The following is a 22,200-nucleotide window of genomic DNA, read 5'->3' on the forward strand; positions in this document are numbered from 1 at the left end:
CGTTGCTTCCGCCGTTCGGCACGAGGCGCTCAATGCGGCTTGCGCAACAATCCGCTCGCCAACGCTTGGAAGGCGTCAACGGCCTTGGTCAGGACGCCTGGCGGATCGTCGGCTGCGGCGACCCACAGCGCTGCGCTCAGCGCAGCCCCGTTCAGCAAGCGTCCCGCCGCTTCGACATCGACGGGCTTCACAATCCCCTGTTCGATCAGCGACCGAATGGTTCGCATGGTAATCTCAAGACAGGCATTCTCGCCGGGCCACTTGGATGGATCACCGAGCACGGCCGGTCCATCCAGAAGCATGACGCGCTGAATTTCAGGATCGAGCGCCATCTCGATATAGGCGGTCCCCTCTGCAAGCAGTCCTTGCCACAAGCTCGGCGCTTGCTCGCGGGCCGTGCGGAGCCGTTCCGCCATTTCGCTGTCGATCTGCTCAACGACGGCCCAGAGCAGCCCCTTCTTGTCTTCGAAGTTGTGATACAGCGCGCCCCGCGTCAGTCCGACGGAAGCAGTCAGCTCGTCCATCGACGCGGCTGCATAGCCTTGTGTGGCAAACGCCCTGCGCGCGGCCCGGATGAGCTTGGCCCGACTTTCCGCCATCGCCTCGGCGCGCTTGCCCTTCGCCATGCTTCCCAACTCCATTTGCCGACCCTATTGACATACGGTCCGTATGTGATCCATATTCCACATACGCTACGTATATGAACAGCTCGTGGAAATCCAGTGGCAGGCCCTGCCCACCACAGCTGCGACCGCCATCCATCAATCAAGGATCCAGACATGCCCAAGCGCGACGCAATCTTCCCGGCCGGCCGCCACGCCCTCTATGAAGCGCACCGCTATTCGGCCGCGATCCGGTCCGGCGACCTGCTCTTCGTCTCCGGGCAGGTTGGAAGTCGCGAGGACGGCTCGCCCGAACCGGTGTTTGAGGACCAGGTCCGACGCGCGTTTGCCAATCTGCGTGCCGTTCTCGCAGCGGCCGGATGCACGCTGGACGATGTGGTGGACGTCACCACGTTCCATACCGATCCGGCCACGCAGATCGAGAAGGTGATGGCAATTCGCGCTGCGGAGATCGGGGAGGCACCCTATCCGAACTGGACGGCAGTCGGAGTGAATTGGCTTGCCGGGTTCGACTTCGAGATCAAGGTGATCGCCCGCATTCCTGCTGCGGGGTAAGCGTTCTCGGTGGCTATGATGCCAACCGTCAGGAGCCTCGCGCTATTACTTGGCGTCGTCGGCCAGCATCTTGCGGTACTTCTCGACGTCGCGCGTCACGAGGTTTTGCAGCACCTCGGGCGTGTGCTCGTCGGGATCGGGGACAACGGTCGAGAGGTCGGCGAACCGTTTCTTCACCGCGTCGGTTTCCACGGCCGTACGCGCGGCGGCATTCAGCTTGGCAATGACCGCCGGCGGAGTGCCCTTGGGCGCGAACAGGCCGTTCCAGCCCTGCGCCTCGAATTCGGGCAGGCCGGCTTCGGCCGACGTCGGCAGATCCGGCAGGGTCGCGAGCCGCACGGTCGAGCCGACCACGAGCCCGCGCGCCAGCTTCTCGTTGATCGACTGCGAGACGGAGGCTGCCGCATCGCAGACGCCGTCGATCTGGCCGCCGATCGCATCCGTGAGCGCGGGGGCGGCGCCGCGATAGCCGACCAGCGTCGCGTCGATCCCGGCGGCTGTGACGAAGCTCTTGCAGATCAGGTAGTTCGAGGACCCGACGCCGGCATGGCCGAGATTGATCTTGCCCGGATTGACCTTGGCGTAGGCGATGAACTCTTTCAGGTCCTTTGCCGGAAAATCCTTGCGCACGGCGATGATGCCGAACGTCTTCGCCACCATGGCGATCGGCACGAAGGAGTCCGGCGTGAACGGCAGCTTTGGATAGATCGTATAGGTCGCAGCGTTGGTGCCGGCATTGCCGATCGCAATGGTGTAGCCGTCAGGCTCGGCGCGGGAGGCGCGCGCCAGTGCGGTCGAGCCGCCGGCGCCGGCGACATTCTCGATCACGATGGTCTGGCCGAGCGCGATGCCCATCTGCTCGGCAACCGTGCGCGCGATCACGTCGGACGTGCCGCCGGCCGCGAACGGCACGATCATGGTGACGGGACGCTTGGGGAAATCCTGTGCGAACGCGGCCGTCGCGAACGCAACGACGGCGACAGCGGCCGGCAGCCGCTTCAGCACGAACGCAATCACGCGGCTTTTTCCAGATGCGCGGTGAGGCCGGCGAACAGGCCGCGACCGTCGGTGCAGCCCATGATGTCTTCGACGTGGTTTTCCGGATGCGGCATCATGCCGAGCACGTTGCCCTTGTCGTTGACGATGCCGGCGATGGATTGCGCGGCGCCGTTGATGTTGCTGATATCGTCGATCGCGCCGTCAGCCGAGCAATAGCGGTAAAGGACGCGACCCTCGCCTTCGAGCCGCTTGATGGTCTCCGCGTCCGCCGCATAATTGCCCTCGCCATGCGCGATGGGCACGCGGATCACCTGCCCGGCATTGTAGCCGCGCGTGAATGGCGTGTCGGAGCGCTCCACGCGCAGATGCACGTCGTGGCAGATGAATTTCAGCCGCGCATTGCGCATCAGGACGCCAGGCAAGAGGCCGGACTCGCAGAGGATCTGAAAACCGTTGCAGACGCCGAGCACGAGGCCGCCCTTGGCCGCATAGTCGCGCACCGCGTCCATCACCGGCGCCCGCGCCGCAATCGCGCCGCAGCGCAGATAATCGCCATAGGAGAACCCGCCGGGCACCACCACGAGGTCGGTGCCATCAGGCAGCGACGTCTCGGCATGCCACACCAGCGCGGGCTCGCTGCCCGAGATCAGCCTCAAGGCACGCGCCATGTCGCGCTCGCGGTTGATTCCGGGAAAGACGAGGATGGCGGCTTTCATGGCAGAGGTTCCGAACGAAGATTGAATGGGGCTGGCACGGCTGCCAAATCGTGAGCAGACATATCCATTTGACGGGGATTTTACCAGTGCTAGCCTCGGCCGCGAGCGTTGTGCACAGGCCATAGCCCGCCATCGGCCGATCGATTCGCCCGGGATTAAAGCCATGAATGTCCCCTCGCTGCCCGCATCCCTCTCCGAGCCGGTGTCCACCGAGGGCGTGATCGCCGCCGGTGCCTATGTCGACGGCCGGCGCGTCGCCAATATTGCCATCAGCGAGGCCTCGAGCTGGCGGGCGAAGCCCGGCCACGTGGTCTGGATCGGGCTGCACGAGCCCGACATGGCGCTGCTCAGCGCGGTGCAGAAGCAGTTCGACCTGCACGAGCTTGCCATCGAGGACGCCAACCACGCCCATCAGAGACCGAAGATCGAGCAATATGGCGAGGCCCTGTTCATCGTGGCGCGAACCGCGCAACTGATCGAGGGCCGGATCGCCTTCGGCGAGACGCACATCTTCGTTGGCGAAGGCTATCTGGTCTCGGTGCGCCACGGCGCGTCGACATCCTACACGCCGGTGCGCGAACGTTGCGAAAGCTGCCCGCGAGCGCTCGCGCGCGGCGAGGACTACATCCTCTACGCCATCCTCGATTTCATCGTCGACAACTACTCGCCCGTGCTCGAGAGCATTCACGAAGAGGTCGAGAGCATCGAGGATGACGTGCTCTCCAAGGCGATCAGCAAGGCGCAGATCGAGCGGCTCTATATGCTGCGCCGCGACCTCTTGCGGCTCAGGACCGCGATCGGGCCGCTGGTGGAGGTCTGCCGCCGTCTGGAGCACGACGAGCTTGCGATGGTGCGCGCGACGATGCAGCCGCTGTTCCGCGACGTCACCGACCACGTCCGCAACATCCAGGAGCGGATCGATTCCATGCGCGAGGTGCTGGCCTTCGCCTTCGAAGCGAGCCTGCTGGTCGGCCAGGCCCAGGAGACGGCGGTCTCCAAGAAACTTGCCTCCTGGCTCGCGATCATCGCGATCCCGACCGCGCTTGCCGGCATCTACGGCATGAACTTCAAGCACATGCCGGAGCTGGACTGGGAGTACGGCTATTACACGCTGCTCGGCGTGATGCTGACGGCGTGCGGCGCGCTGTATTGGCGTTTTCGTCGGGTCGGATGGCTGTGAGCCATCCCGTTCACCCGATCAGCTCGACCCGGTAGTTCTCGATCACGGTATTCGCCAGCAGCTTGTCGGCGGCATCCTTCAACGCCGCCTCCGCCTTCGCCTTGTCCGTGCCCGCGAGCTCGATGTCGAACACCTTGCCCTGCCGGACGCTGGCGACGCCGTCGACGCCGAGCGACTTCAACGCACCCTCGATCGCCTTGCCCTGCGGATCGAGGATGCCCGTTTTCAACGTCACGGTAACACGTGCCTTCACGTCAGATCCCTCTTAGCTCTTCACCAGCACCGGGCCTGAGCCCGCCGGACGCTCGTTCTCCATGAGGATGCCAAGACGCTTGGCGACTTCGGTATAGGCCTCGAGCAGCCCACCGAGATCCCTGCGGAAACGGTCCTTGTCGAGCTTCTCGTTCGACTTGATGTCCCACAGGCGGCAGCTATCCGGCGAGATCTCGTCGGCGACGATGATCCGCATCATCTCGTTCTCGAACAGCCGGCCGCACTCCATCTTGAAGTCGACGAGGCGGATGCCGATGCCGAGGAAGAGACCGGTGAGGAAGTCGTTGACACGGATGGCAAGTGCCATGATGTCGTCGATCTCCTGCGGTGTCGCCCACCCGAAAGCGGTGATGTGCTCTTCCGACACCATGGGATCGTTGAGCTGGTCGTTCTTGTAGTAGAACTCGATGATCGAGCGGGGCAGCTGCGTGCCCTCCTCGATGCCGAGGCGCTGCGACAGCGAGCCGGCGGCAACGTTCCGCACCACCACTTCCAGCGGCACGATCTCGACTTCGCGGATCAATTGCTCGCGCATATTGAGGCGGCGGATGAAATGGGTCGGCACCCCGATGTCGTTGAGGTGCTGAAACAGGTACTCCGAGATCCGGTTGTTGAGGACACCCTTGCCCTCGATCACCTGATGCTTTTTCGCATTGAACGCGGTGGCGTCATCCTTGAAGTGCTGGATCAGGGTACCGGGCTCCGGGCCTTCGTAAAGAACCTTTGCCTTGCCTTCATAAATGCGACGCCGACGGCTCATGGGGATGTACCGTGTTTTGTTGAAATCCATGTATTTGGTGTGCTCCGGTTGACGAGACTACGACCCACAGCGGAGCTGCCGTGAACGGCCCGGAACCCCTAGAAAACAGAACGGGAACCCAGCCTGAGGCAACCTATCCGATTGGCTGTCCCAGCACAATCGATCCGGCCGTCCGGCATCAAACTTATACCGCCTTGCCTGCGGCTTAACGGCTCGTTGTTTTGCCGATTCCTGCCCCCTATCTAGGCATGCACCGGGGCTCTCGCAACGAGGGCCAGCCGGGTCCAGTCAGCAGGGAATTGGAAAAGGCATGAGCACGTTGGACAAGCGCGAGGAAGGCTTCGAGAAGAAGTTTGCCCTCGACGAGGAGCAGAAATTCAAGGCGGAAGCCCGCCGCAACCGGCTGCTCGGGCTGTGGGCGGCCGAAAAGCTCGGCATCACGGGTGATGCCGCCACGGCCTATGCCAAGGAGGTGGTCGCGGCCGATTTCGAGGAAGCCGGTGACGCCGACGTCCTGCGCAAGGTCATGGCCGATTTCGCCGCCAAGAACGTGGCCGTCACCGAACAGGCAATTCGCGCCAAGATGAACGAGCTGATCGCGGTGGCGGCGGCCGAGGTGAAGGCCGGGAAATAAGGCGAAGCATCATTCCGGGGCCACGTCTGCGACGCGCCCCCGGAATGCCAACCAGCTATCCCTCCTTGAACCCATATTCCGGCACGTTGCCGCTGGCGCCGTAATATTTGTACGGCAGGAATTTGCCGCTCATCGTGAACTTGACGCGGTCGCCCTTCGGATTCGCCACGCGCTCGATCGCCATGTCGAAGTCGATCGCCGACATGATGCCGTCGCCGAACTCCTCCTCGATCAGCGCCTTCCAGGCCGGGCCGTTGACCATCACCATCTCGTAGAAGCGGTAGATCAGCGGGTCGGTCGGCGGCATCGGCGTGCCGGTGCCGCGCATCGGCACCTCGTTCAGCATGGCGGTCTCCGCCTTCGACAGGCCGAACAGTTCGCCGGCGTTGGCCGCCTGCGGCTTCGTCAGTTTCATCTGGCCGAGGATCGCGCCTGTTATCAGCACCTCGGAATAGCCGCCGATCTTCTCGCAGATATATTTCCAGCTCCAGCCCTTCTCGCGCTTGATGTCGAGCAGCTTCTCGGTGAGGTCTTCGCGTTTCATGTCAGGGTCTCCTTGGCTAAGACTATGTCGCGCCGGCTCATTTCCTCGAGGCAGCGGATAGACGCGACGCTTTTTTGTGCCACTTTGGCAGGCACGAAACGTGCCAATGACCGGGGCTACGGATTTACGTGCCTCGCCTCATCGCCTCGGCAATGCTTCCGTAAATCCCCTGATCGCATCGAGCACCGGCTGCTGATCGCCCGCGAAGAACCAGTGATCGTTGCCGTCGAGCTCGACGAATTGCGCACCTTTGATCCGGCTCGCCACATCGCGGCCGGCCGCGATCCGTACGGCCTTGTCGTCCCGACGATGCAACACCAATGTCGGCATGGCAATTTGCGGCAAAAGCTGCCGCACGTCGGCGTCGCGAAACGCCTCGAGCACGGCCGAGATGCCGCCGGGACTGGAGGCCGCGCGCAATAGCCCCGCCCACCATGCGCGGGCCTGGGGATCGCCGGCAAGGCTGGGTGCGAAGGTCTCAATCCCCACCGGACCTCCCCATTGCGCGATGAGGTGCTTGCTCCAGGCGTCGTACTGGCTGGCGCGCAACGCGTGCGGATAGTCCTGCGACCAGCAGCCCTTGGCCAATGCACCGAACAGGATGAGTCCGGCCACGAGACGCGGCTCGTCGACGGCGAATTTGATGCAGGCCGGCCCGCACTCGGATGCGCCGAACAGCACGACGCGGCGCGCATCCGCGGCGCGCAGCACGGTGCCGATATCCTCCGCGGTGACGTCGATATCAGGCGCCGACCCAACCCGGTCGGACAACCCGATCCCGCGACGATCGAACACGATCAGACGCCCCAGCTTCGTCAGTGAGGCCAGAAAGGTTCGGCTCGCCGGATGCTCCCAGGCGCGTTCCACATGCGATACGAAGCCGGGCATGACCAGGATGTCGAGCGGACCGCTGCCATAGGTCTGATACGCCAGATGCACACCGGCGCCCTTGACGTAGCGCGTCGCTGGTACAGAGTGTGCCGCCGCAGGACTCATCAACGCCGCGGTCTCGGCTTCCGGCGTAACACCAAGCTCGTCACGCAGCCGCCGCGTCAGTGCCGCATGGTGCCGCTCTGCCGCGCTGCGGTCGCCCGCCAGCAGCAGGCTGCGGATCAGATGCCGGCCATAGACCTCGCTCAAAGGATCGAGCTTGGCCAGACGGGTCGCATGCGCGGTCGCGGCGAAGTAGTCTCCGGCAGCGGTCTTGTCCTGCACCAGACGCTCCAGCGCGTGCATCAGCCGTCCCCGCAGCGCCTCGCGGCGGAAGAACGCCCAATCGTCGAATTCCGGACAGTCCTCCGGGGAGAAGCCTGCGAGGAAATCTCCGCGATAAATCTGGCAGGCTTCGTCAAAGTCACCGCGATCGCAGGCGCTCTCGAAAATATGTGCATCGACCTGCAGCGCGACTGCCGGAGACCATCGCAGACTGGTGCGGTCGGTCTCGAACACCTGCTGACCGAGCGTCAGCTCGATTCGGTGAAGCAGCCGCCGCAACCGCGCAAGGCCGGTCTCGCGGTCAGTTTCAGGCCACAGCAGCGTCGCCACGATTTCGCGGGCCACAGCGCCCTTGGCCTCCGCGAGATAGACCAGCAGCGCCAGGCCCTTGCGCAAGGCCAACTTGATCGGGCGGCCGTCGGCGTGGACCTCAGGGAACCCGAATGTCCCCAGCGAGAAAGCCGTCATGAAAGTCCTCCCTCCCCTTGCGGCGCCCCCGGGGGACGCACAGGGGACGGTCCAGCAATAGCAGTCGGGGCAGATCGAGCCTGCTCGCGGGCGAGCAATTCAGGCTCCTCCATGCGGCACGGCTGCATCAGGCACAATAGGAAAAAACATGATCTCGCGCCTCCTGATCCTGCTCTACGCCATCGTGAGCTACGTGATCTTCACGGTCTCATTTCTCTATGCGCTCGGTTTCGTCGGCAATTATGTCGTGCCCAAGTCGATCGATATGTCGATCGATAAGTCGATCGATGTCGGCAACCCCACGGACCTGAGCTTCACCATCGTCGTCAACCTGCTGCTGATGAGCCTGTTTGCGATCCAGCACAGCGTCATGGCGCGCCCGGCCTTCAAACGATGGTCGGCCAAATTCCTTCCCCTCGCCTGCCAGCGCAGCACCTATGTGCTGCTCTCCAGCCTGATCTTGTTGCTGCTGTTCTGGCAGTGGCGTCCGATCCCGACGCCGATCTGGGAGGCGAGCGGAATGGTGGCCTGGTTGCTGATCGGCGTGCATTGGCTGGGCTGGCTCATCGCGTTCGCCTCGACCCACATGATCGATCATTTCGATCTGTTCGGCCTCCGCCAGGCCTTCGTCGCGTTCCGCGGGAGCGAGATACCAGGTCAATCGTTCAGGACGCCGCTGCTCTACAAGATCGTGCGCCATCCCATCATGCTCGGCTTTCTGCTCGCGTTCTGGGCCACGCCCGAGATGACTGTTGGCCACCTTCTGTTTGCGCTCGCAAACACCGCCTACATCCTGGCCGCGCTTCAGTTCGAGGAGCGCGACCTGATCGCCGAGTTCGGCGCGACCTACCATGACTATCGCCGGCGCGTTCCCATGCTGCTGCCGCGTCTTTTCGGTCGTCGGACGGAAGATCGCCAGCCGCCTCGGCCTGCTGGAGCGTCGCAATGAATACAATATCAGCTATTCCCCGGATGTCGGCGGAGGCCGCCACGTTTGCCGATACGCTGGATGGGCTTGACGTCGGTCTTTGTCTCGTTGACGCGGAGGCGCGTCTCATTCACGCCAATACTGCCGGGCAGGACATGATCGAAGCGCGCGACATCCTGCACGAAATCCGCGGGCACCTCGCGGCTTGCGATCCGACGGTCAACCGGACCCTGCAGCATTTTTTCGCCGCCGCCGGGCAGGAAAACGCGTTCCTCGGCGCCGACGGGATCGCGCTGCCGATGATCGGGCGGGATGGGAAGCGCCACGTCGCCCATGCTCTGCCGTTAACTTCCGGCGCGCGCCGACGTGGGGGTGTCGCCTACAGCGCCGTCGCCGCGCTGTTCGTCCGCAGGGCGGCGCTGATGCTACCGTCTCGTTCCGAAGTGATCGGCAAGGCATTCAAACTGACGCCGACCGAGTTGCGTGTGATGCTCGCGATCGTCGAACGCGGCGGCGTTCCCGAAGTGGCGGCGGCACTCGGCGTCGCCAATACGACGATCAAGACGCATGTCCGGCGCCTGTTTGAAAAGACCGGTGCAGCGCGACAGGCAGATTTCGTCAAGCTTGTCGCGGGATATGCGACGCCGTTACGCAAACCTGCCGAATGCAGACAATCCGTTGGAGCGACACGATGAGAGCAATTCTATGCAGCTCATTCACTGGCCCCGCCGATTTGCGCCTTAGTGAAATCGACGAGCCGAAGCCCTCCGGCGACGAGATCCTGATCGACGTCCATGCGGCCTCCGTCAGTTTCATGGACCAGTTGGTGGTCTCGGGTCTCTATCAGATGCGGCCGCCGACGCCCTTCGTGCCCGGCACGGAAGCATCCGGTGTCGTCGTCGCGGTCGGCGACAAGGTCACGGGATTCGCGCCTGGTGACCGCGTGGCGTGCAGCGCCTGGACCGGCGGCTACGCCGAACGGATGATAGCGAAGGACTCAAAGTGCGTGCTTCTGCCGGAAGGCGTCGCGTTCGAGGCAGCGGCGACGGTCCTGCACAATTACGGCACGGCCTATTATGCGCTGGTCGAGCGGGCCAGGGCGCAGCGCGGCGAAACGCTGTTCGTCACCGGTGCCGCCGGCGGAGTCGGCCTTGCCGCGGTCGACCTTGGCCGCCACCTGGGCCTGCACGTCGTCGCCGGTATCGGCTCCGATGACAAGGGTGCCCTCGTCCGCAATTATGGGGCTGGCGAAATCGTCAACTATAGTAGCGAGGATCTGCGCGACCGCATCAAGTCGATCACGTCAGGAGAAGGCATCGACATCGGCTTCGACACGATCGGCGGCGCGATTTTCGAGCAGATGGCGCGGTCGATGAAATGGGGCGGACGGCTGATGCCGATCGGCTTCACCAGCGGCGAAATTCCCCAGCTCCCGATGAACCTGCCGCTGCTCAAGAACTATTCCATCCTCGGCGTCTTCGTCGGCGCCTGGGCGGAGAAATTCTCAGCTGATGCCGCGCGTATGAACGCCACGCTGATGCAATTGCTGGCCGAGGGAAAAATCCGTCCGCACATCGATCGCGTCCTTCGTTTGGAGGAGGCCGGAGAAGCCATGCGCGCCGTGGCCAACCGAACGGTTCAGGGGCGAATTGTCCTCAAGATCAGGTAAGGTGAGCCGGAAAGAGAGAACAAAACCGATGACACAGATCATCATCGACAAACGCTTTTGCGGTCCTCCGAACTCCGGCAACGGCGGCTATGTCTGCGGCCGGCTCGCCCGCCACATTCCCGGCGCCGCGGAGATAACGCTGCGCGCGCCGCCGCCGCTGGACACTCCGCTCGATGCGGTCGCAACCGACGACGGCACATGGGAGCTTCGCGACGGCAACAAGATCGTCGCGACCGGGCAGCCGGCAAGCGTGGAGCTTTCGCGACTGGAGACAGCCAGCTTCGAGGACGCCTGCGCCGCCGAATTGCTGACGCCGGTCAAGCCGCACGAGCATCCATTGCCGACATGTTTCGTGTGCGGTCCGGCAAGGGCGAAAGGCGACGGCTTGCGCATTTTTGCCGGCGCGCTCCGTGGTCACAACGCCGTTCTCGCGGCGAGCTGGACGCCGGATCAGAATCTCGCCGCCGACGACGGCCTCGTCGCGCCGGAATTCCTCTGGTCGGCGCTCGACTGCCCCACCGGTTTTGCCTGCAATTGCGATCCACAGAGCGGCGGCTTCGACAAGGCACCGCTGCTGCTGGGGCGAATGTCAGCACGGATCGAAGCCCGCCCGCGCCCGGGAGAACGCTGCATCATCACGGCCTGGCCCATCGGCCGCGACGGCCGCAAACGCGCGGCCGAAGCTGCGCTTCACGATGAAGCCGGGAGATTGCTGGCGGTGGCGCGAGCGACATGGATTGCGGTCCAGCGCGAAGTGCAGCTCGGACGTCCTTCGTAGAGGGGACATGGGTGCCCGGTACCAGGAGGGCCAGCTTTCCAGCTAACCACGGGAGCACTCCACTTTAGCCACCGTGCGACGCTGCCAAGCCTCGAGAAGCGTTGAACCCACGTTTAATCAAAGATATTCTTGCAGTTGTCGCCAAGCAAAAAAGATCCAAGAGGGTACGCGATGGTCCGCAAGTTAAAGGCATTTGCAATCCTTGCTACGGGCATGTTCATCGCTGGCGTCGCAAATGCCGAGGCACAGCAGCCGGAGCTTAATGCGCCTGACCTGGTCCTCGTTAATGGCAAGGTTCTGACCTTAGACGACCGATCGACCGTCACGGAGGCAGTCGCCGTCGCGGATGGAAAGATCATCGCGACCGGAACCAGTGCTTCGATCAAGGCGCTTGCAGGCGCCCGGACCCGCGTGCTCGATGTGTCTGGCAAGACCGTCATCCCCGGATTGATCGATACACACGCTCACTTCAAGGCCGCTGGTCTGGGCGACTATGTCGTAACCCTGGGCCGAGCCAAGACCGTTGCGGACGCGCTCGAGGCCATCAAATCGTTCGTCACCAAGAAGAAGCCGGGTGAGTGGATTGTAGGTGGCGCGTGGCACCCGCCCTCGCAATTGGCCGAGAAGCGCTATCTCACGAGGCAGGAGATCGATAGCGTTGCTCCGAACAACCCGGTCTATCTTCGCACCGTCGGGCATTTCTCGATGGCGAACACCATGGCTCTACAAGTGGTCGGTGTCGACAAGACCACCTCGGATCCGAGTGGTGGAAAGTTTGAACGCGACGCAGCCGGTGAATTGACCGGCGTGCTCGTGGAGACGGCGATCGATCGGGTCGAGAAGGCCGTACCACCCTGGACAGAAGACGACGAAATGCGGCAATTCACCATCGCCGAAGGTGTGCTGAACAGCTTCGGCATCACCAGTGTGATCGAAGGCGCAACAGAGCCGCGCGATGTCCGCACGCTGCAGAAGCTTGTCGCAGCCGGGAAAGCCACTTTGCGCACCGGCGTGATGTTTCGACCGGAGCCCCCAGCCGATGTGACGGCATGGGAAGCGATCATGTCAGGCAATGGGGCCTCATCAGGCTTCGGCGACGATTGGCTCAAGTTCGCGGGCATCAAGATCTTTTACGACGGCGGCATGACGCTGAAGACAGCGCTCATGCGTGACGTGTATCCCGATTCACACGACAACTATCACGGCATCACGCAGCAGACTCCCGAGCGGCTGAAGCAACTCATCTCCGTCTGCAACCGTTATGACTGGCGTGTCGGTGTCCACGTGGTGGGCGATCTGGGTATTGACCAGGTGCTCGATGCCTTCGAGGCAGCGGATAAAGAAAAATCGATCCGCGACCGTCGCTTCGTCCTCATCCACGCCAGCCTGATCCGGCCAGAACAGATGGAGCGTGCGCAAAGACTGGGAGTCCGCATAGATTTCCAGAACGTTTTCATGTGGGATAAGGCAGCGACCGTCGAACGATTTCTCGGGAAAGCAACCGCCGACCGCGCCGTGCCGACTAGGACGTTGATCGAAAAAATGGGGCTCAACAGCCTCGGCGCCGGGACGGATTTTCCGGTCAACCCGATCAACCCCTTCCTCAACATGTACATCATGGTCACCAGGAAGGACCCCAACGGAAACGTCTACGGCTCGGCAGAAACCATCACGCGCGAGCAGGCCCTCCGGCTCTACAGCAGCGCGGCTTCGCGTTATACGTTCGATGAAGCGCGCAAAGGGACCATTGAGCCCGGAAAGCTGGCGGACATCGTGGTGCTCTCTGCTGACCACGCGGCCGTGCCGGAGGAGCAGATCAAGGACATCAAGGTGGACCTAACCCTGGTCGGCGGCAAGGTGGTCTTCCAGCGCTGAACCGGCCCTGATCGGCCAAGGTGAGCGACAGCGACCATTCGCTCTGCTTCCCGACGAAATCTACACGCTCTGCTCGATCATCCCCTGCAACCGTACCAGCTCCGCCTCGAGATCCCGCTCCACGTCCGCAGCCCGCATCTCGATCACGCGATAATCGCGCGCCTCGAGCCACGCCCGCCGCGACGCGCGATCCGCGACGATCGTCTCATTCTCGCCCGTGTTCACCAGTTCGATCGCGATCCGGTGCGGGAACGAGACGAAGTCCGGGATATGCCGCCCCACAGGAGTCTGGCGCTTGAACTGGCCTGCGAAGCGGCGGTCGCGTGTAAGGGCCTGCCAAAGCAGCCGCTCGGCATCGGTTGGGTTGCGGCGGAGCAGACGGGCGAGGCCGCGCACGGTGGAGCCGCTGTCGGGCACGCCGCCACCCTGCCCGTGCTCGGCCAACAGCGCGCGCAGGCGCGTTGCCTGCTCGCCGTCGAGCACGCCGCCCTTGGCCGGTCCTTTCCGTCCCTCCGCGATCGCCATCACCACGCCGTGCAGGGTGTGCATGTCCTGTTTGGTCGGCTCCATCCGGGTGAAGATGTTGCGCAGGTTCACCAGCATGGTGTCGCGCTTCTCGGCCGGGCGCAGAAATTCGACCCGGTCGAGTTCGCGGATGAGATTGTCGAAGAAGGCCTGCATCTGGTGCTGCGAGGCGCGCTCGGAGCGCTCCGGCATGGCGTGCGGCAGCTCGCCGGAGGTCGCCCGCTTGAACCATTCGTAGCCGACCAGCAGCACCGCTTGGGCGAGGTTGAGCGAGGCAAAGCCCGGATTGACCGGGAACGTAATGATGCGGTTGGCGAGCCCGACCTCCTCATTGGTCAGGCCCCAGCGCTCCCGGCCGAACAGGATACCGGCCTTGCCGCCGGCGGCGGCGTGCCCGGAAATCTCGCTAGCTGCGGCTTCCGGTCCCACCACCGGCTTGGCCTGGTCGTGGGGACGCGCGGTGGTGGCGAACAGCAGGTCGAGGTCGGCGACGGCCTCACCGACCGTGTCAAACAATTCGACCTTGTCCAGAATATAGTCGGCCCCGGCGGCGGCGCGCTGGGCGGCGATGTTGGGCCAGCCGTCGCGAGGGTTGACGATGCGCAATCGGCTCAGCGCGAAATTGCCCATGGCGCGCGCGGCCATGCCGATGTTTTCGCCCAGCTGCGGCTCGACCAGGATCACGATGGGACCGTCGAGAGAAAGGCCCGCTTTGCTCTTGTCAGTCCCGGACATCTCGCTTCGCTTTCACACTGGTTCTCAAGGTCTTGGACAGGCGCTCTTCATGAATTGATTCAAGGCCGGTCCTGACCTGGTCTGACCTCGGTCTTGGGCCGGCGCCCGTTCGCCTGTCGTTTGCCTGTCCTGACGAAATTCTCAAGGGAAATAACGGGTTGGATTCGACTTTTGAATCTCGCCTGAAACCTCAGCCCGGTCCCCGCGGCAGGGCTGCTCCCGCCCCCCATCTGCGGAGGCTGGATGAGCTAAAAGTGCATAATCCCTTGGCTTTCGCCGGCCGCGTCCCGGTGCTAAGAGGCGGCGGATATTCCCGTGGCGCGCCACAAGCGCCGTTCCCAAGAGGCTTCCCCGATCATGGCAAAAATCAAGGTGTCCAACCCCGTCGTCGAACTCGATGGCGACGAGATGACCCGGATCATCTGGCAGTACATCAAGGACAAGCTGATCAACCCGTTCCTGGATGTCGAGCTGCAATATTTCGACCTGGGAATGGAGTACCGCGACCACACCAACGATCAGGTCACGATCGACGCCGCCGAGGCGATCAAGAAGGTCGGCGTCGGCGTCAAGTGCGCCACGATCACCCCGGACGAAGCCCGGGTGAAGGAGTTCAACCTCAAGCAGATGTGGAAGTCGCCGAACGGCACCATCCGCAACATCCTCGGCGGCGTGATCTTCCGCGAGCCGATCATCTGCAAGAACGTGCCGCGCCTGGTTCCCGGCTGGACCAAGCCGATCATCATCGGCCGCCACGCCTATGGCGACCAGTATCGCGCCACCGACATCAAGTTCCCGGGCAAGGGTACGCTGACGATGAAGTTCGTCGGCGAGGACGGCACCGTCATCGAGAAGGAAGTGTTCAAGACCCCCGGCGCCGGCGTCGCGATGCAGATGTACAATCTCGACGATTCCATCATCGACTTCGCCCGCGCATCGTTGAATTACGGCCTGCTGCGTAACTACCCGGTCTATCTCTCGACCAAGAACACGATCATGAAGGTCTATGACGGTCGGTTCAAGGACATCTTCCAGGACATCTACGAGCGCGAGTTCAAGAAGGAATTCGACGCCAAGGGCCTGACCTACGAGCACCGCCTGATCGACGACATGGTCGCCTCCGCGCTGAAATGGTCCGGCGGTTATGTCTGGGCCTGCAAGAACTACGACGGCGACGTGCAGTCCGACACGGTGGCGCAGGGCTACGGCTCGCTCGGCCTGATGACCTCGGTTCTCCTCACCCCCGACGGCAAGACGGTAGAAGCCGAAGCCGCCCACGGCACGGTGACCCGCCACTACCGCGAGCATCAGAAGGGCAAGGAGACCTCGACCAACTCGATCGCATCGATCTTCGCCTGGACCCGTGGCCTGTCGCACCGCGCCAAGCTCGACAACAATGCCGAGCTCGCCAAGTTCGCCAACACCCTGGAGAAGGTCTGCGTCGACACTGTCGAGGAAGGCTACATGACCAAGGACCTCGCGCTCCTGGTCGGCGCCGACCAGCGCTGGCTCTCGACAACCGGCTTCCTCGACAAGGTCGCCGAGAACCTCGGCAAGGCGCTGGCGGCGTAAGCCGTCCGCAATTTCGCCCGACTGGGCCGGACATCATCACGGGCCGCGTCGCAAACGCGGCCCGTTCGCTTATTTGGACCTTTGCGCGGAGATGCGACCATGTCGATCAAGCTTGCCGTCCCCTGCCTGTTGCTGCTCGCTGGACCGGCTGTGGCCGCCGACCCGCTTCCCGACGCCATCGCCGCGCCCGGCGAGAGCATCGTGCTCAGCGTCCACGCCGAGGGCGCGCAGGTCTATGAATGCAAGGCCGGCACCGACGGCAAGCTCGCCTGGGCTTTTTGTGAACCGATCGCCACCCTGCTCGCCGAGGGCAAGACGATCGGCCGGCACTATGCCGGACCGAACTGGGAGCATGCCGACGGCAGCGCCGTGGCCGCCAAGGCCGCCGGCAATGCGCCGGGTACCACTGCCGCCGACATTCCCTGGCTGAAGCTGGAAGTGACCGCCCACCGCGGCAGCGGCGTCCTCACGCCCGTTACCACGGTTCAGCGCATCAACACCCATGGCGGCAAGCTCGACGGCGCGTGCGACAAGGCCGGCGACTTCAAGAGCGCGCCCTATTCGGCCGACTACGTCTTCCTGAAGAAGGGCTGAGCCCTCAGCGGTCGGTGCCGTCGCGCTCCACCTGCGCCAGCTCCGCCACTGCAAGGTCGCCGCTGCCCTCCAGCCGCGCCTTTGCCGTCTTGTGGACGTGCGCGGCGAGCGTCGGCATGCGTTCGATCAAGGCGTGAAAGTCCTGGGCGTCGAGCACCAGCAGCCGGCTCTTGCGTGTCGCCGTCACCGTGCCGCTGCGTTTTGTCTTATGCAGCAGCGCGATCTCGCCGAAGAATGTGCCATCCGCGAGCCGCACCTGCTGGTTCGGCAGCGCGATCTCGACCTCGCCGGCGGTGATGAAATACATCGACGAAGCCGCATCGCCCCGCCGCACCAGGATCTCGCCCTGCTCGATCGTGCGCGCCCGCAGCAGCCGCATGATGTCGGCGATCTCGGATGCGCTGAGATGCGAGAACAGCGGCACCCGCGCCAGCATGCCCCAGGTGACCACGAAGTCGCGCCGCTTCACCTCTTCCGCAAAGGCCGTCGAGATGATCGCGACCGGCAGCGCGATCATGGCAAAGCCGCTGATGATGGTGAAGACGGAGATGAACTTTCCGAGCGCCGTCACCGGCACGACGTCGCCGTAACCGACGGTGCCAAGCGTCACGATCGCCCACCACATCGCCTGCGGAATGGTTCCGAGCTTGTCCGGCTGCACGTCGCGCTCGATGGCATAGAGCAGCGAGGCAAACGTCAGCACCGCGCCGATCAGGATGACGATGCAGCCGATCAGCGCCCGCCGCACCGCGTGCACGGCCGCGAGCAGCGACCGCATCGCCGGCGAGTAGCGCACCAGCTTGAAGAACGGCAGCACGCCGAGCGCTGCCAGCGTCGCATGCCGGCCCGTGGCCAGCACGATCGCAGCCGGCAGGAACGCGAGCAGATCGATGATGCCGAGTGCGGAGAAGACATAGCTGAGCCGGTCGGACAGCGCGGACGCTGCGCGCTGGGTATGGCCCGCCACGGTCCACAGCCGCGCCGCATATTCCAGCGCGAACACGATCACGGACAGGATGGTGATCGCCGAAAACAGCGCGCCGAATTGCGCGTCCAGCTCCGGCACCGAGGCAAGGATCATCGCGGCGACATCGAGCACGATGACGCCGATGATCAGCTGGATGAAGCGCGACCCGACCGAGTAGGCCAGCGGATCATGCTCCAGCAATTCGTAGAGGCGATCCCTCAGATTGGGATCGCGAAGCCCAATTCCTCGCGGAACGGGGCGCACCTGCCTACGCGCCGGCCGATTTTTGTTCAGCCATGGCTTTTTCGATCGCCGTGAGCGCCGCGGCAGCATTTTCGCCATCAGGGCCGCCGGCCTGCGCCATGTCGGGCCGCCCGCCGCCGCCCTTGCCGCCGAGCGCTTCGGAGGCGACCTTCACCAGATTGACCGCATTGAAACGCGAAGTGAGGTCCGCGGTGACGCCGACCACGACGCCGGCCTTGCCATCCTCGGTGACGCCGACGATAGCGACGACGCCGGAGCCGATCTGCTTCTTGCCGTCGTCGGCAAGGCTCTTGAGATCCTTCATCTCGATGCCCTCGACCGCGCGCGCCATCAGCTTGACGTCGCCGACTTCGCGCACACCTGAGGCCGCGCCGTTGCTCGAAGCTGCACCGCCGCCCATCGCCAGCTTCTTGCGGGCGTCGGAGAGTTCGCGCTCGAGCTTCTTGCGCTCCTCCATCAGAGCGGCAATGCGCGCCGGGACGTCGTCGATCGAGGTGCGCAGCTCGTGGGCCGCGGTCTTCGCTAGCGCCATGGTGTCGTTGGCGTGTTTTCGCGCGTAGTTGCCGGTTAAAGCCTCGATGCGGCGCACGCCGGAGGCGACCGCGCTCTCGCCCGTCAGCGTGATCAGCCCGATGTCGCCGGTCCGCCTGACATGCGTGCCGCCGCAAAGTTCGACCGACCAGCCGAGAGCGTTGGCGCCGCGCTCGCGCGCGGTCCGGCCCATCGAGACGACGCGAACCTCGTCGCCATATTTCTCGCCGAACAGGGCGCGTGCGCCGGCCTCACGGGCCTCGTCCACGCCCATGACGCGGGTCGAGACTTCGTCATTCTCCAGCACCACCTCGTTGGCGATGTCCTCGACGCGCGCGAGCTCTTCCGCCGTGATCGGCTTCGGATGCACGAAGTCAAAACGTAAACGATCCGGCGCGACCATCGAGCCGCGCTGGGCGATGTGGTCGCCGAGCACCTGGCGCAGCGCCTCGTGGATGAGATGGGTCGCCGAATGATGCGCGCGGATCGAAAAGCGCCTGCCGTGATCCACTTCGAGCTGCAGCGCGGTGCCGAGCTTCAGCTCGCCGCTCTCCAATGTGCCGACGTGAACGAAGAAATCACCGAGCTTCTTCTGAGTGTCGGTGACGCGGAACTTGATGCCGCCCTCGCCGGTCAATACGCCGGTGTCACCGACCTGGCCGCCGGACTCCGCGTAGAAAGGCGTCTGGTTCAGCACGATCGCCCCTAGCTCGCCGGCCTTGAGGCTCGTGGCTTCCTTGCTGTCCTTGACCAGCGCAGTGACCACGCCTTCAGCGCTCTCGGTCTCGTAGCCCAGGAATTCGGTTGCGCCCAGCTTCTCACGCAGCGGGAACCAGATCGATTCGGAAGCCGCCTCGCCAGACCCCTTCCAGGATTCGCGCGCCTTGGCCTTCTGACGCTCCATCGCATCGGTGAAGGAGGCCTGGTCGACGCTGATGCCGCGCGACTTCAGCGCGTCCTGCGTCAAATCGAGCGGGAAGCCGTAAGTGTCGTACAGCGTGAAGGCGACGTCGCCGTCGAACATGTCGCCCTTCTTCAAGGACGCGCTCTTCTCGTCGAGAATGGCGAGGCCGCGCGTCAGCGTCTTGCGGAAGCGGGTTTCTTCCAGCCGCAGCGTTTCCTCGATCAAATTTTCCGCGCGCATCAGATCCGGATAGGCTTGGCCCATCTCGCGCACCAGCGCCCAGACCAGGCGATGCATCAGCGGCTCTTGCGCACCGAGCAGCTGCGCATGGCGCATCGCGCGGCGCATGATCCGGCGCAGCACGTAGCCGCGGCCCTCGTTCGAGGGCAGCACGCCGTCGGCGACGAGGAAGGCCGACGAACGCAGATGGTCGGCGATGACGCGGAACGAGGCCACGGTCTTCTCGTCCGGTCCGCTTCCGAGCGCCGACGCCGTCGCGTCGATCAAATGACGGAACAGGTCGGTCTCGAACACGCTATCGACGCCCTGCATGATGCAGGCCATGCGCTCCAGCCCCATGCCGGTGTCGATCGAGGGACGCGGCAGCGCCACGCGCTCCTCCTTCGTCACCTGCTCGTACTGCATGAAGACGAGATTCCAGAATTCGAGGAAGCGATCGCCATCCTCCTCAGGCGAGCCCGGAGGCCCGCCCCAGATGTGCTCGCCGCGATCGATGAAGATCTCCGAGCACGGCCCGCACGGGCCGGTGTCGCCCATCGCCCAGAAATTGTCCGAGGTCGGGATGCGGATGATGCGGTCGTCGGAGAAGCCCGCGATCTTCTCCCACAGTCCAGCCGCCTCGTCGTCGGTGTGGTAGACCGTGACGAGCAGCTTGTCTTTCTTGAGCCCGAATTCCTTCGTGATGAGCGTCCAGGCCAGCTCGATCGCGCGCTCCTTGAAATAGTCGCCGAAGGAGAAGTTGCCGAGCATCTCGAAGAAGGTGAGATGGCGCGCGGTGTAGCCGACATTGTCGAGGTCATTGTGCTTGCCGCCGGCGCGCACGCATTTCTGCGAGGTGGTGGCGCGCTGATAGGGCCGCTTCTCGACGCCGGTGAAGACGTTCTTGAACTGCACCATGCCGGCATTGGTGAACATCAACGTCGGATCGTTGCGCGGCACCAATGGCGAGGACGACACGATCTCGTGGCCGTTCTCGGCAAAGAAATTCAGAAAGGTCGACCTGATCTCGTTGACGCCGCTCATTTTCATCCAATCGGGTGTGCTTGCACCCGCCTTCCAGCCATCCAAACCGCAAGTTTGGGCTGATATCTGCGGGCCAATGCGCTTTTAGACAAGGCCAGCTTCGCTGTCCAGAAACTGTGCAACCAGATCAAGGCGTTGCCGCAGTCGCGTAATCCGTTGGAAAGCCGCCGATGCCGCGTTGACAGGCTTGGCCGGCCTGTGGTCTTTACCTATCTCTATCGTACGGCCACGTCGGGAGAGACCGGCACTGGTAGCCGGCGCCGAAGGAGCAACCGCCCCGGAAACTCTCAGGCAAAAGGACCGCGTGGCTTTGACAGCATCTGGAAAGAGGCGCCGACGGGCCAAGACCTTTTAAAGGGTAGGTTCGGACAGCGTCCGCCGACGGGATAATACTCTCAGGCACAGCGACAGATGGGGCTTCGACTGGTGTCCACGGGAAATCGTTCCCGGGGAACCGCCGAGGGCCCCCCGATGCTTGCGCGTGACGACAAAGACTCCCTGAAACGCACCCCGCTTTACGACCTGCATGTCTCGCTCGGCGGCAAGATGGTGCCGTTCGCCGGCTATGACATGCCGGTGCAATATCCGGCCGGAGTCCTGAAGGAGCACCTTCATACCCGCAACGCAGCCGGCCTGTTCGACGTCTCCCACATGGGCCAGATCGCACTCCGGCCGAAATCCGGCAAGGTCGAGGACGCCGCCCGCGCGCTGGAACGGCTGGTGCCGCAGGATATTTTGGCGATCGCGCCTGGCCGGCAGCGCTACGCCCAGTTCACCAATGCCGAGGGCGGGATTCTGGATGATCTGATGGTCGCCAATTTCGGCGATCACCTCTTCCTGGTCGTCAACGCCGCCTGCAAGGCCGAGGACGAGGCGCATCTGCGCGCGAATCTCTCGGACGATTGCGTCATCGAGCAGCTGGCTGACCGCGCGCTGATCGCGCTGCAGGGGCCGAAGGGGGAATCGGCGCTGGCGAAATTATGTGCAGAGGCGCCCGCCATGAAATTCATGGATTCCGGCCCGCACAAGGTTGCCGGCCTCGACTGCTTCGTCTCGCGCTCCGGCTATACCGGCGAGGACGGCTTCGAGATTTCGGTTCCTGCCGGCGATGCCGAACGGCTCGCCAAGGCCCTGCTGGACAATCCTGACGTCATGCCGATCGGGCTCGGCGCCCGTGACAGCCTGCGGCTCGAGGCCGGGCTTTGTCTTTACGGCCACGACATCGACACCGCGACCACGCCGGTCGAGGCGGCACTGGAATGGTCGGTGCAGAAGAGCCGCCGCACCGGCGGCGCGCGTGGCGGGGGCTTCCCCGGCGCGGCAAAGATTCTCGCCCATTTCGACCATGGCGCATCCCGCCGCCGCGTCGGCCTGCGCACCGAGGGCCGCGCGCCGGTGCGCGAAGGCGCGCTGCTGTTTGCGGATGCGACCTCCGCCGAGCCGATCGGAAAGGTCACCTCGGGCGGTTTCGGCCCGAGCCTGAATGCGCCGGTCGCGATGGGCTATGTGCCCACCGCATCGAGCGCGATCGACACAAAACTCTTCGCCGAGGTGCGCGGCCAACGCCTGGCCGTGCAAATCGCCGCCATGCCCTTCGTGAAAAACACCTACAAACGCTGAGGACCGAG

21 protein-coding genes and 1 riboswitch are annotated in these 22,200 nt (G+C 63.9%); of the genes, 11 read left to right on the forward strand and 10 right to left on the reverse strand.

Going from position 1 to position 22,200, the window contains the following annotated elements; all coding sequences use genetic code 11:
* Window positions 1-29: 29 nt before the first annotated feature.
* Window positions 30-626 carry a TetR/AcrR family transcriptional regulator gene (locus tag IVB42_RS18040; RefSeq protein ID WP_085349363.1) on the reverse strand — a complete coding sequence of 199 codons (597 nt, stop codon included), beginning with the start codon at window positions 624-626 and terminating at the stop codon, window positions 30-32.
* Between the two features lie 153 nt (window positions 627-779).
* Between IVB42_RS18040 and IVB42_RS18045 the strand changes: the two genes are divergently transcribed.
* Window positions 780-1,178, forward strand: a complete 399-nt coding sequence (locus tag IVB42_RS18045; RefSeq protein ID WP_018455526.1) for a RidA family protein — start codon at window positions 780-782, stop codon at window positions 1,176-1,178.
* Window positions 1,179-1,223: 45 nt separating this feature from the next.
* On the opposite strand, the gene IVB42_RS18050 is transcribed toward IVB42_RS18045, so the two are convergent.
* Window positions 1,224-2,195: a tripartite tricarboxylate transporter substrate binding protein BugD gene (locus IVB42_RS18050; protein WP_247368156.1), complete on the reverse strand. Its 972-nt coding sequence runs from the start codon at window positions 2,193-2,195 to the stop codon at window positions 1,224-1,226.
* Window positions 2,192-2,893, reverse strand: a complete 702-nt coding sequence (gene purQ / locus IVB42_RS18055) for a phosphoribosylformylglycinamidine synthase subunit PurQ (protein ID WP_247368158.1) — start codon at window positions 2,891-2,893, stop codon at window positions 2,192-2,194. The genes IVB42_RS18050 and purQ overlap by 4 nt, the downstream gene beginning before the upstream one ends.
* A gap of 163 nt (window positions 2,894-3,056) precedes the next feature.
* On the opposite strand from purQ, the gene IVB42_RS18060 reads away from it, so the two are divergent.
* Window positions 3,057-4,073, forward strand: coding sequence for a magnesium and cobalt transport protein CorA (locus IVB42_RS18060; RefSeq protein WP_018455523.1), 1,017 nt, complete (start codon window positions 3,057-3,059; stop codon window positions 4,071-4,073).
* 10 nt (window positions 4,074-4,083) lie between these two features.
* Here the strand turns inward: IVB42_RS18060 and purS are convergent, their stop codons facing one another.
* Together purS and purC are read right to left on the reverse strand one after the other, a co-directional pair.
* The gene (gene purS / locus IVB42_RS18065; protein WP_026232966.1) at window positions 4,084-4,326 is read right to left on the reverse strand and encodes a phosphoribosylformylglycinamidine synthase subunit PurS; all 243 of its coding nucleotides are present in this window, start codon (window positions 4,324-4,326) and stop codon (window positions 4,084-4,086) included.
* 12 nt (window positions 4,327-4,338) lie between these two features.
* Window positions 4,339-5,106 (reverse strand): phosphoribosylaminoimidazolesuccinocarboxamide synthase, encoded by a 768-nt coding sequence (purC, locus tag IVB42_RS18070; RefSeq protein ID WP_008974302.1) that lies wholly within the window; start codon window positions 5,104-5,106, stop codon window positions 4,339-4,341.
* Between the two features lie 310 nt (window positions 5,107-5,416).
* Between purC and IVB42_RS18075 the strand changes: the two genes are divergently transcribed.
* Window positions 5,417-5,740, forward strand: a complete 324-nt coding sequence (locus IVB42_RS18075) for a DUF1476 domain-containing protein (protein WP_018455521.1) — start codon at window positions 5,417-5,419, stop codon at window positions 5,738-5,740.
* Between the two features lie 55 nt (window positions 5,741-5,795).
* Here IVB42_RS18075 and cynS read toward each other — a convergent pair whose 3' ends face one another.
* Together cynS and IVB42_RS18085 are read right to left on the reverse strand one after the other, a co-directional pair.
* Window positions 5,796-6,284, reverse strand: a complete 489-nt coding sequence (cynS, locus tag IVB42_RS18080) for a cyanase (RefSeq protein WP_018455520.1) — start codon at window positions 6,282-6,284, stop codon at window positions 5,796-5,798.
* Window positions 6,285-6,422: 138 nt separating this feature from the next.
* The gene (locus IVB42_RS18085; RefSeq protein WP_247470705.1) at window positions 6,423-7,967 is read right to left on the reverse strand and encodes an alpha/beta fold hydrolase; all 1,545 of its coding nucleotides are present in this window, start codon (window positions 7,965-7,967) and stop codon (window positions 6,423-6,425) included.
* Between the two features lie 148 nt (window positions 7,968-8,115).
* On the opposite strand from IVB42_RS18085, the gene mddA reads away from it, so the two are divergent.
* From mddA to IVB42_RS18110, 5 genes are all read left to right on the forward strand, one after another.
* Complete coding sequence (gene mddA, locus IVB42_RS18090) at window positions 8,116-8,916, forward strand: methanethiol S-methyltransferase (protein ID WP_247297265.1); 801 nt, start codon at window positions 8,116-8,118, stop codon at window positions 8,914-8,916.
* 23 nt (window positions 8,917-8,939) lie between these two features.
* A complete protein-coding gene (locus IVB42_RS18095) occupies window positions 8,940-9,590 on the forward strand; it encodes a helix-turn-helix transcriptional regulator (protein WP_247297263.1) in 651 nt (216 codons plus the stop codon).
* Window positions 9,587-10,564, forward strand: coding sequence for an NADPH:quinone oxidoreductase family protein (locus IVB42_RS18100; protein WP_247297261.1), 978 nt, complete (start codon window positions 9,587-9,589; stop codon window positions 10,562-10,564). Before IVB42_RS18095 ends, IVB42_RS18100 begins: the two co-directional genes overlap by 4 nt.
* Window positions 10,565-10,592: 28 nt before the next feature.
* Window positions 10,593-11,342 carry a hypothetical protein gene (locus tag IVB42_RS18105; protein WP_247297259.1) on the forward strand — a complete coding sequence of 250 codons (750 nt, stop codon included), beginning with the start codon at window positions 10,593-10,595 and terminating at the stop codon, window positions 11,340-11,342.
* 171 nt (window positions 11,343-11,513) lie between these two features.
* Complete coding sequence (locus IVB42_RS18110) at window positions 11,514-13,217, forward strand: amidohydrolase (RefSeq protein ID WP_247470707.1); 1,704 nt, start codon at window positions 11,514-11,516, stop codon at window positions 13,215-13,217.
* Window positions 13,218-13,277: 60 nt separating this feature from the next.
* Here the strand turns inward: IVB42_RS18110 and IVB42_RS18115 are convergent, their stop codons facing one another.
* The gene (locus tag IVB42_RS18115; protein WP_247297255.1) at window positions 13,278-14,477 is read right to left on the reverse strand and encodes a TrmJ/YjtD family RNA methyltransferase; all 1,200 of its coding nucleotides are present in this window, start codon (window positions 14,475-14,477) and stop codon (window positions 13,278-13,280) included.
* Between the two features lie 357 nt (window positions 14,478-14,834).
* On the opposite strand from IVB42_RS18115, the gene IVB42_RS18120 reads away from it, so the two are divergent.
* Both IVB42_RS18120 and IVB42_RS18125 read left to right on the forward strand, forming a co-directional pair.
* The gene (locus IVB42_RS18120; protein ID WP_018456365.1) at window positions 14,835-16,049 is read left to right on the forward strand and encodes an NADP-dependent isocitrate dehydrogenase; all 1,215 of its coding nucleotides are present in this window, start codon (window positions 14,835-14,837) and stop codon (window positions 16,047-16,049) included.
* A gap of 99 nt (window positions 16,050-16,148) precedes the next feature.
* A complete protein-coding gene (locus IVB42_RS18125) occupies window positions 16,149-16,643 on the forward strand; it encodes a DUF3455 domain-containing protein (RefSeq protein WP_247368161.1) in 495 nt (164 codons plus the stop codon).
* Between the two features lie 4 nt (window positions 16,644-16,647).
* Here the strand turns inward: IVB42_RS18125 and IVB42_RS18130 are convergent, their stop codons facing one another.
* Window positions 16,648-17,874, reverse strand: coding sequence for a cyclic nucleotide-gated ion channel (locus IVB42_RS18130; RefSeq protein WP_247368163.1), 1,227 nt, complete (start codon window positions 17,872-17,874; stop codon window positions 16,648-16,650).
* A 4-nt stretch (window positions 17,875-17,878) separates the two neighbouring features.
* The gene (gene alaS, locus IVB42_RS18135; protein ID WP_247297250.1) at window positions 17,879-20,572 is read right to left on the reverse strand and encodes an alanine--tRNA ligase; all 2,694 of its coding nucleotides are present in this window, start codon (window positions 20,570-20,572) and stop codon (window positions 17,879-17,881) included.
* 222 nt (window positions 20,573-20,794) lie between these two features.
* A riboswitch (glycine riboswitch) is annotated at window positions 20,795-20,884 on the forward strand.
* 159 nt (window positions 20,885-21,043) lie between these two features.
* On the opposite strand from alaS, the gene gcvT reads away from it, so the two are divergent.
* Window positions 21,044-22,192 (forward strand): glycine cleavage system aminomethyltransferase GcvT, encoded by a 1,149-nt coding sequence (gcvT, locus tag IVB42_RS18140; RefSeq protein WP_247297248.1) that lies wholly within the window; start codon window positions 21,044-21,046, stop codon window positions 22,190-22,192.
* Window positions 22,193-22,200 lie beyond the last annotated feature (8 nt).

The sequence above is a fragment of the Bradyrhizobium sp. 45 genome, assembly GCF_023073155.1.
Lineage (GTDB): Bacteria > Pseudomonadota > Alphaproteobacteria > Rhizobiales > Xanthobacteraceae > Bradyrhizobium > Bradyrhizobium canariense_D.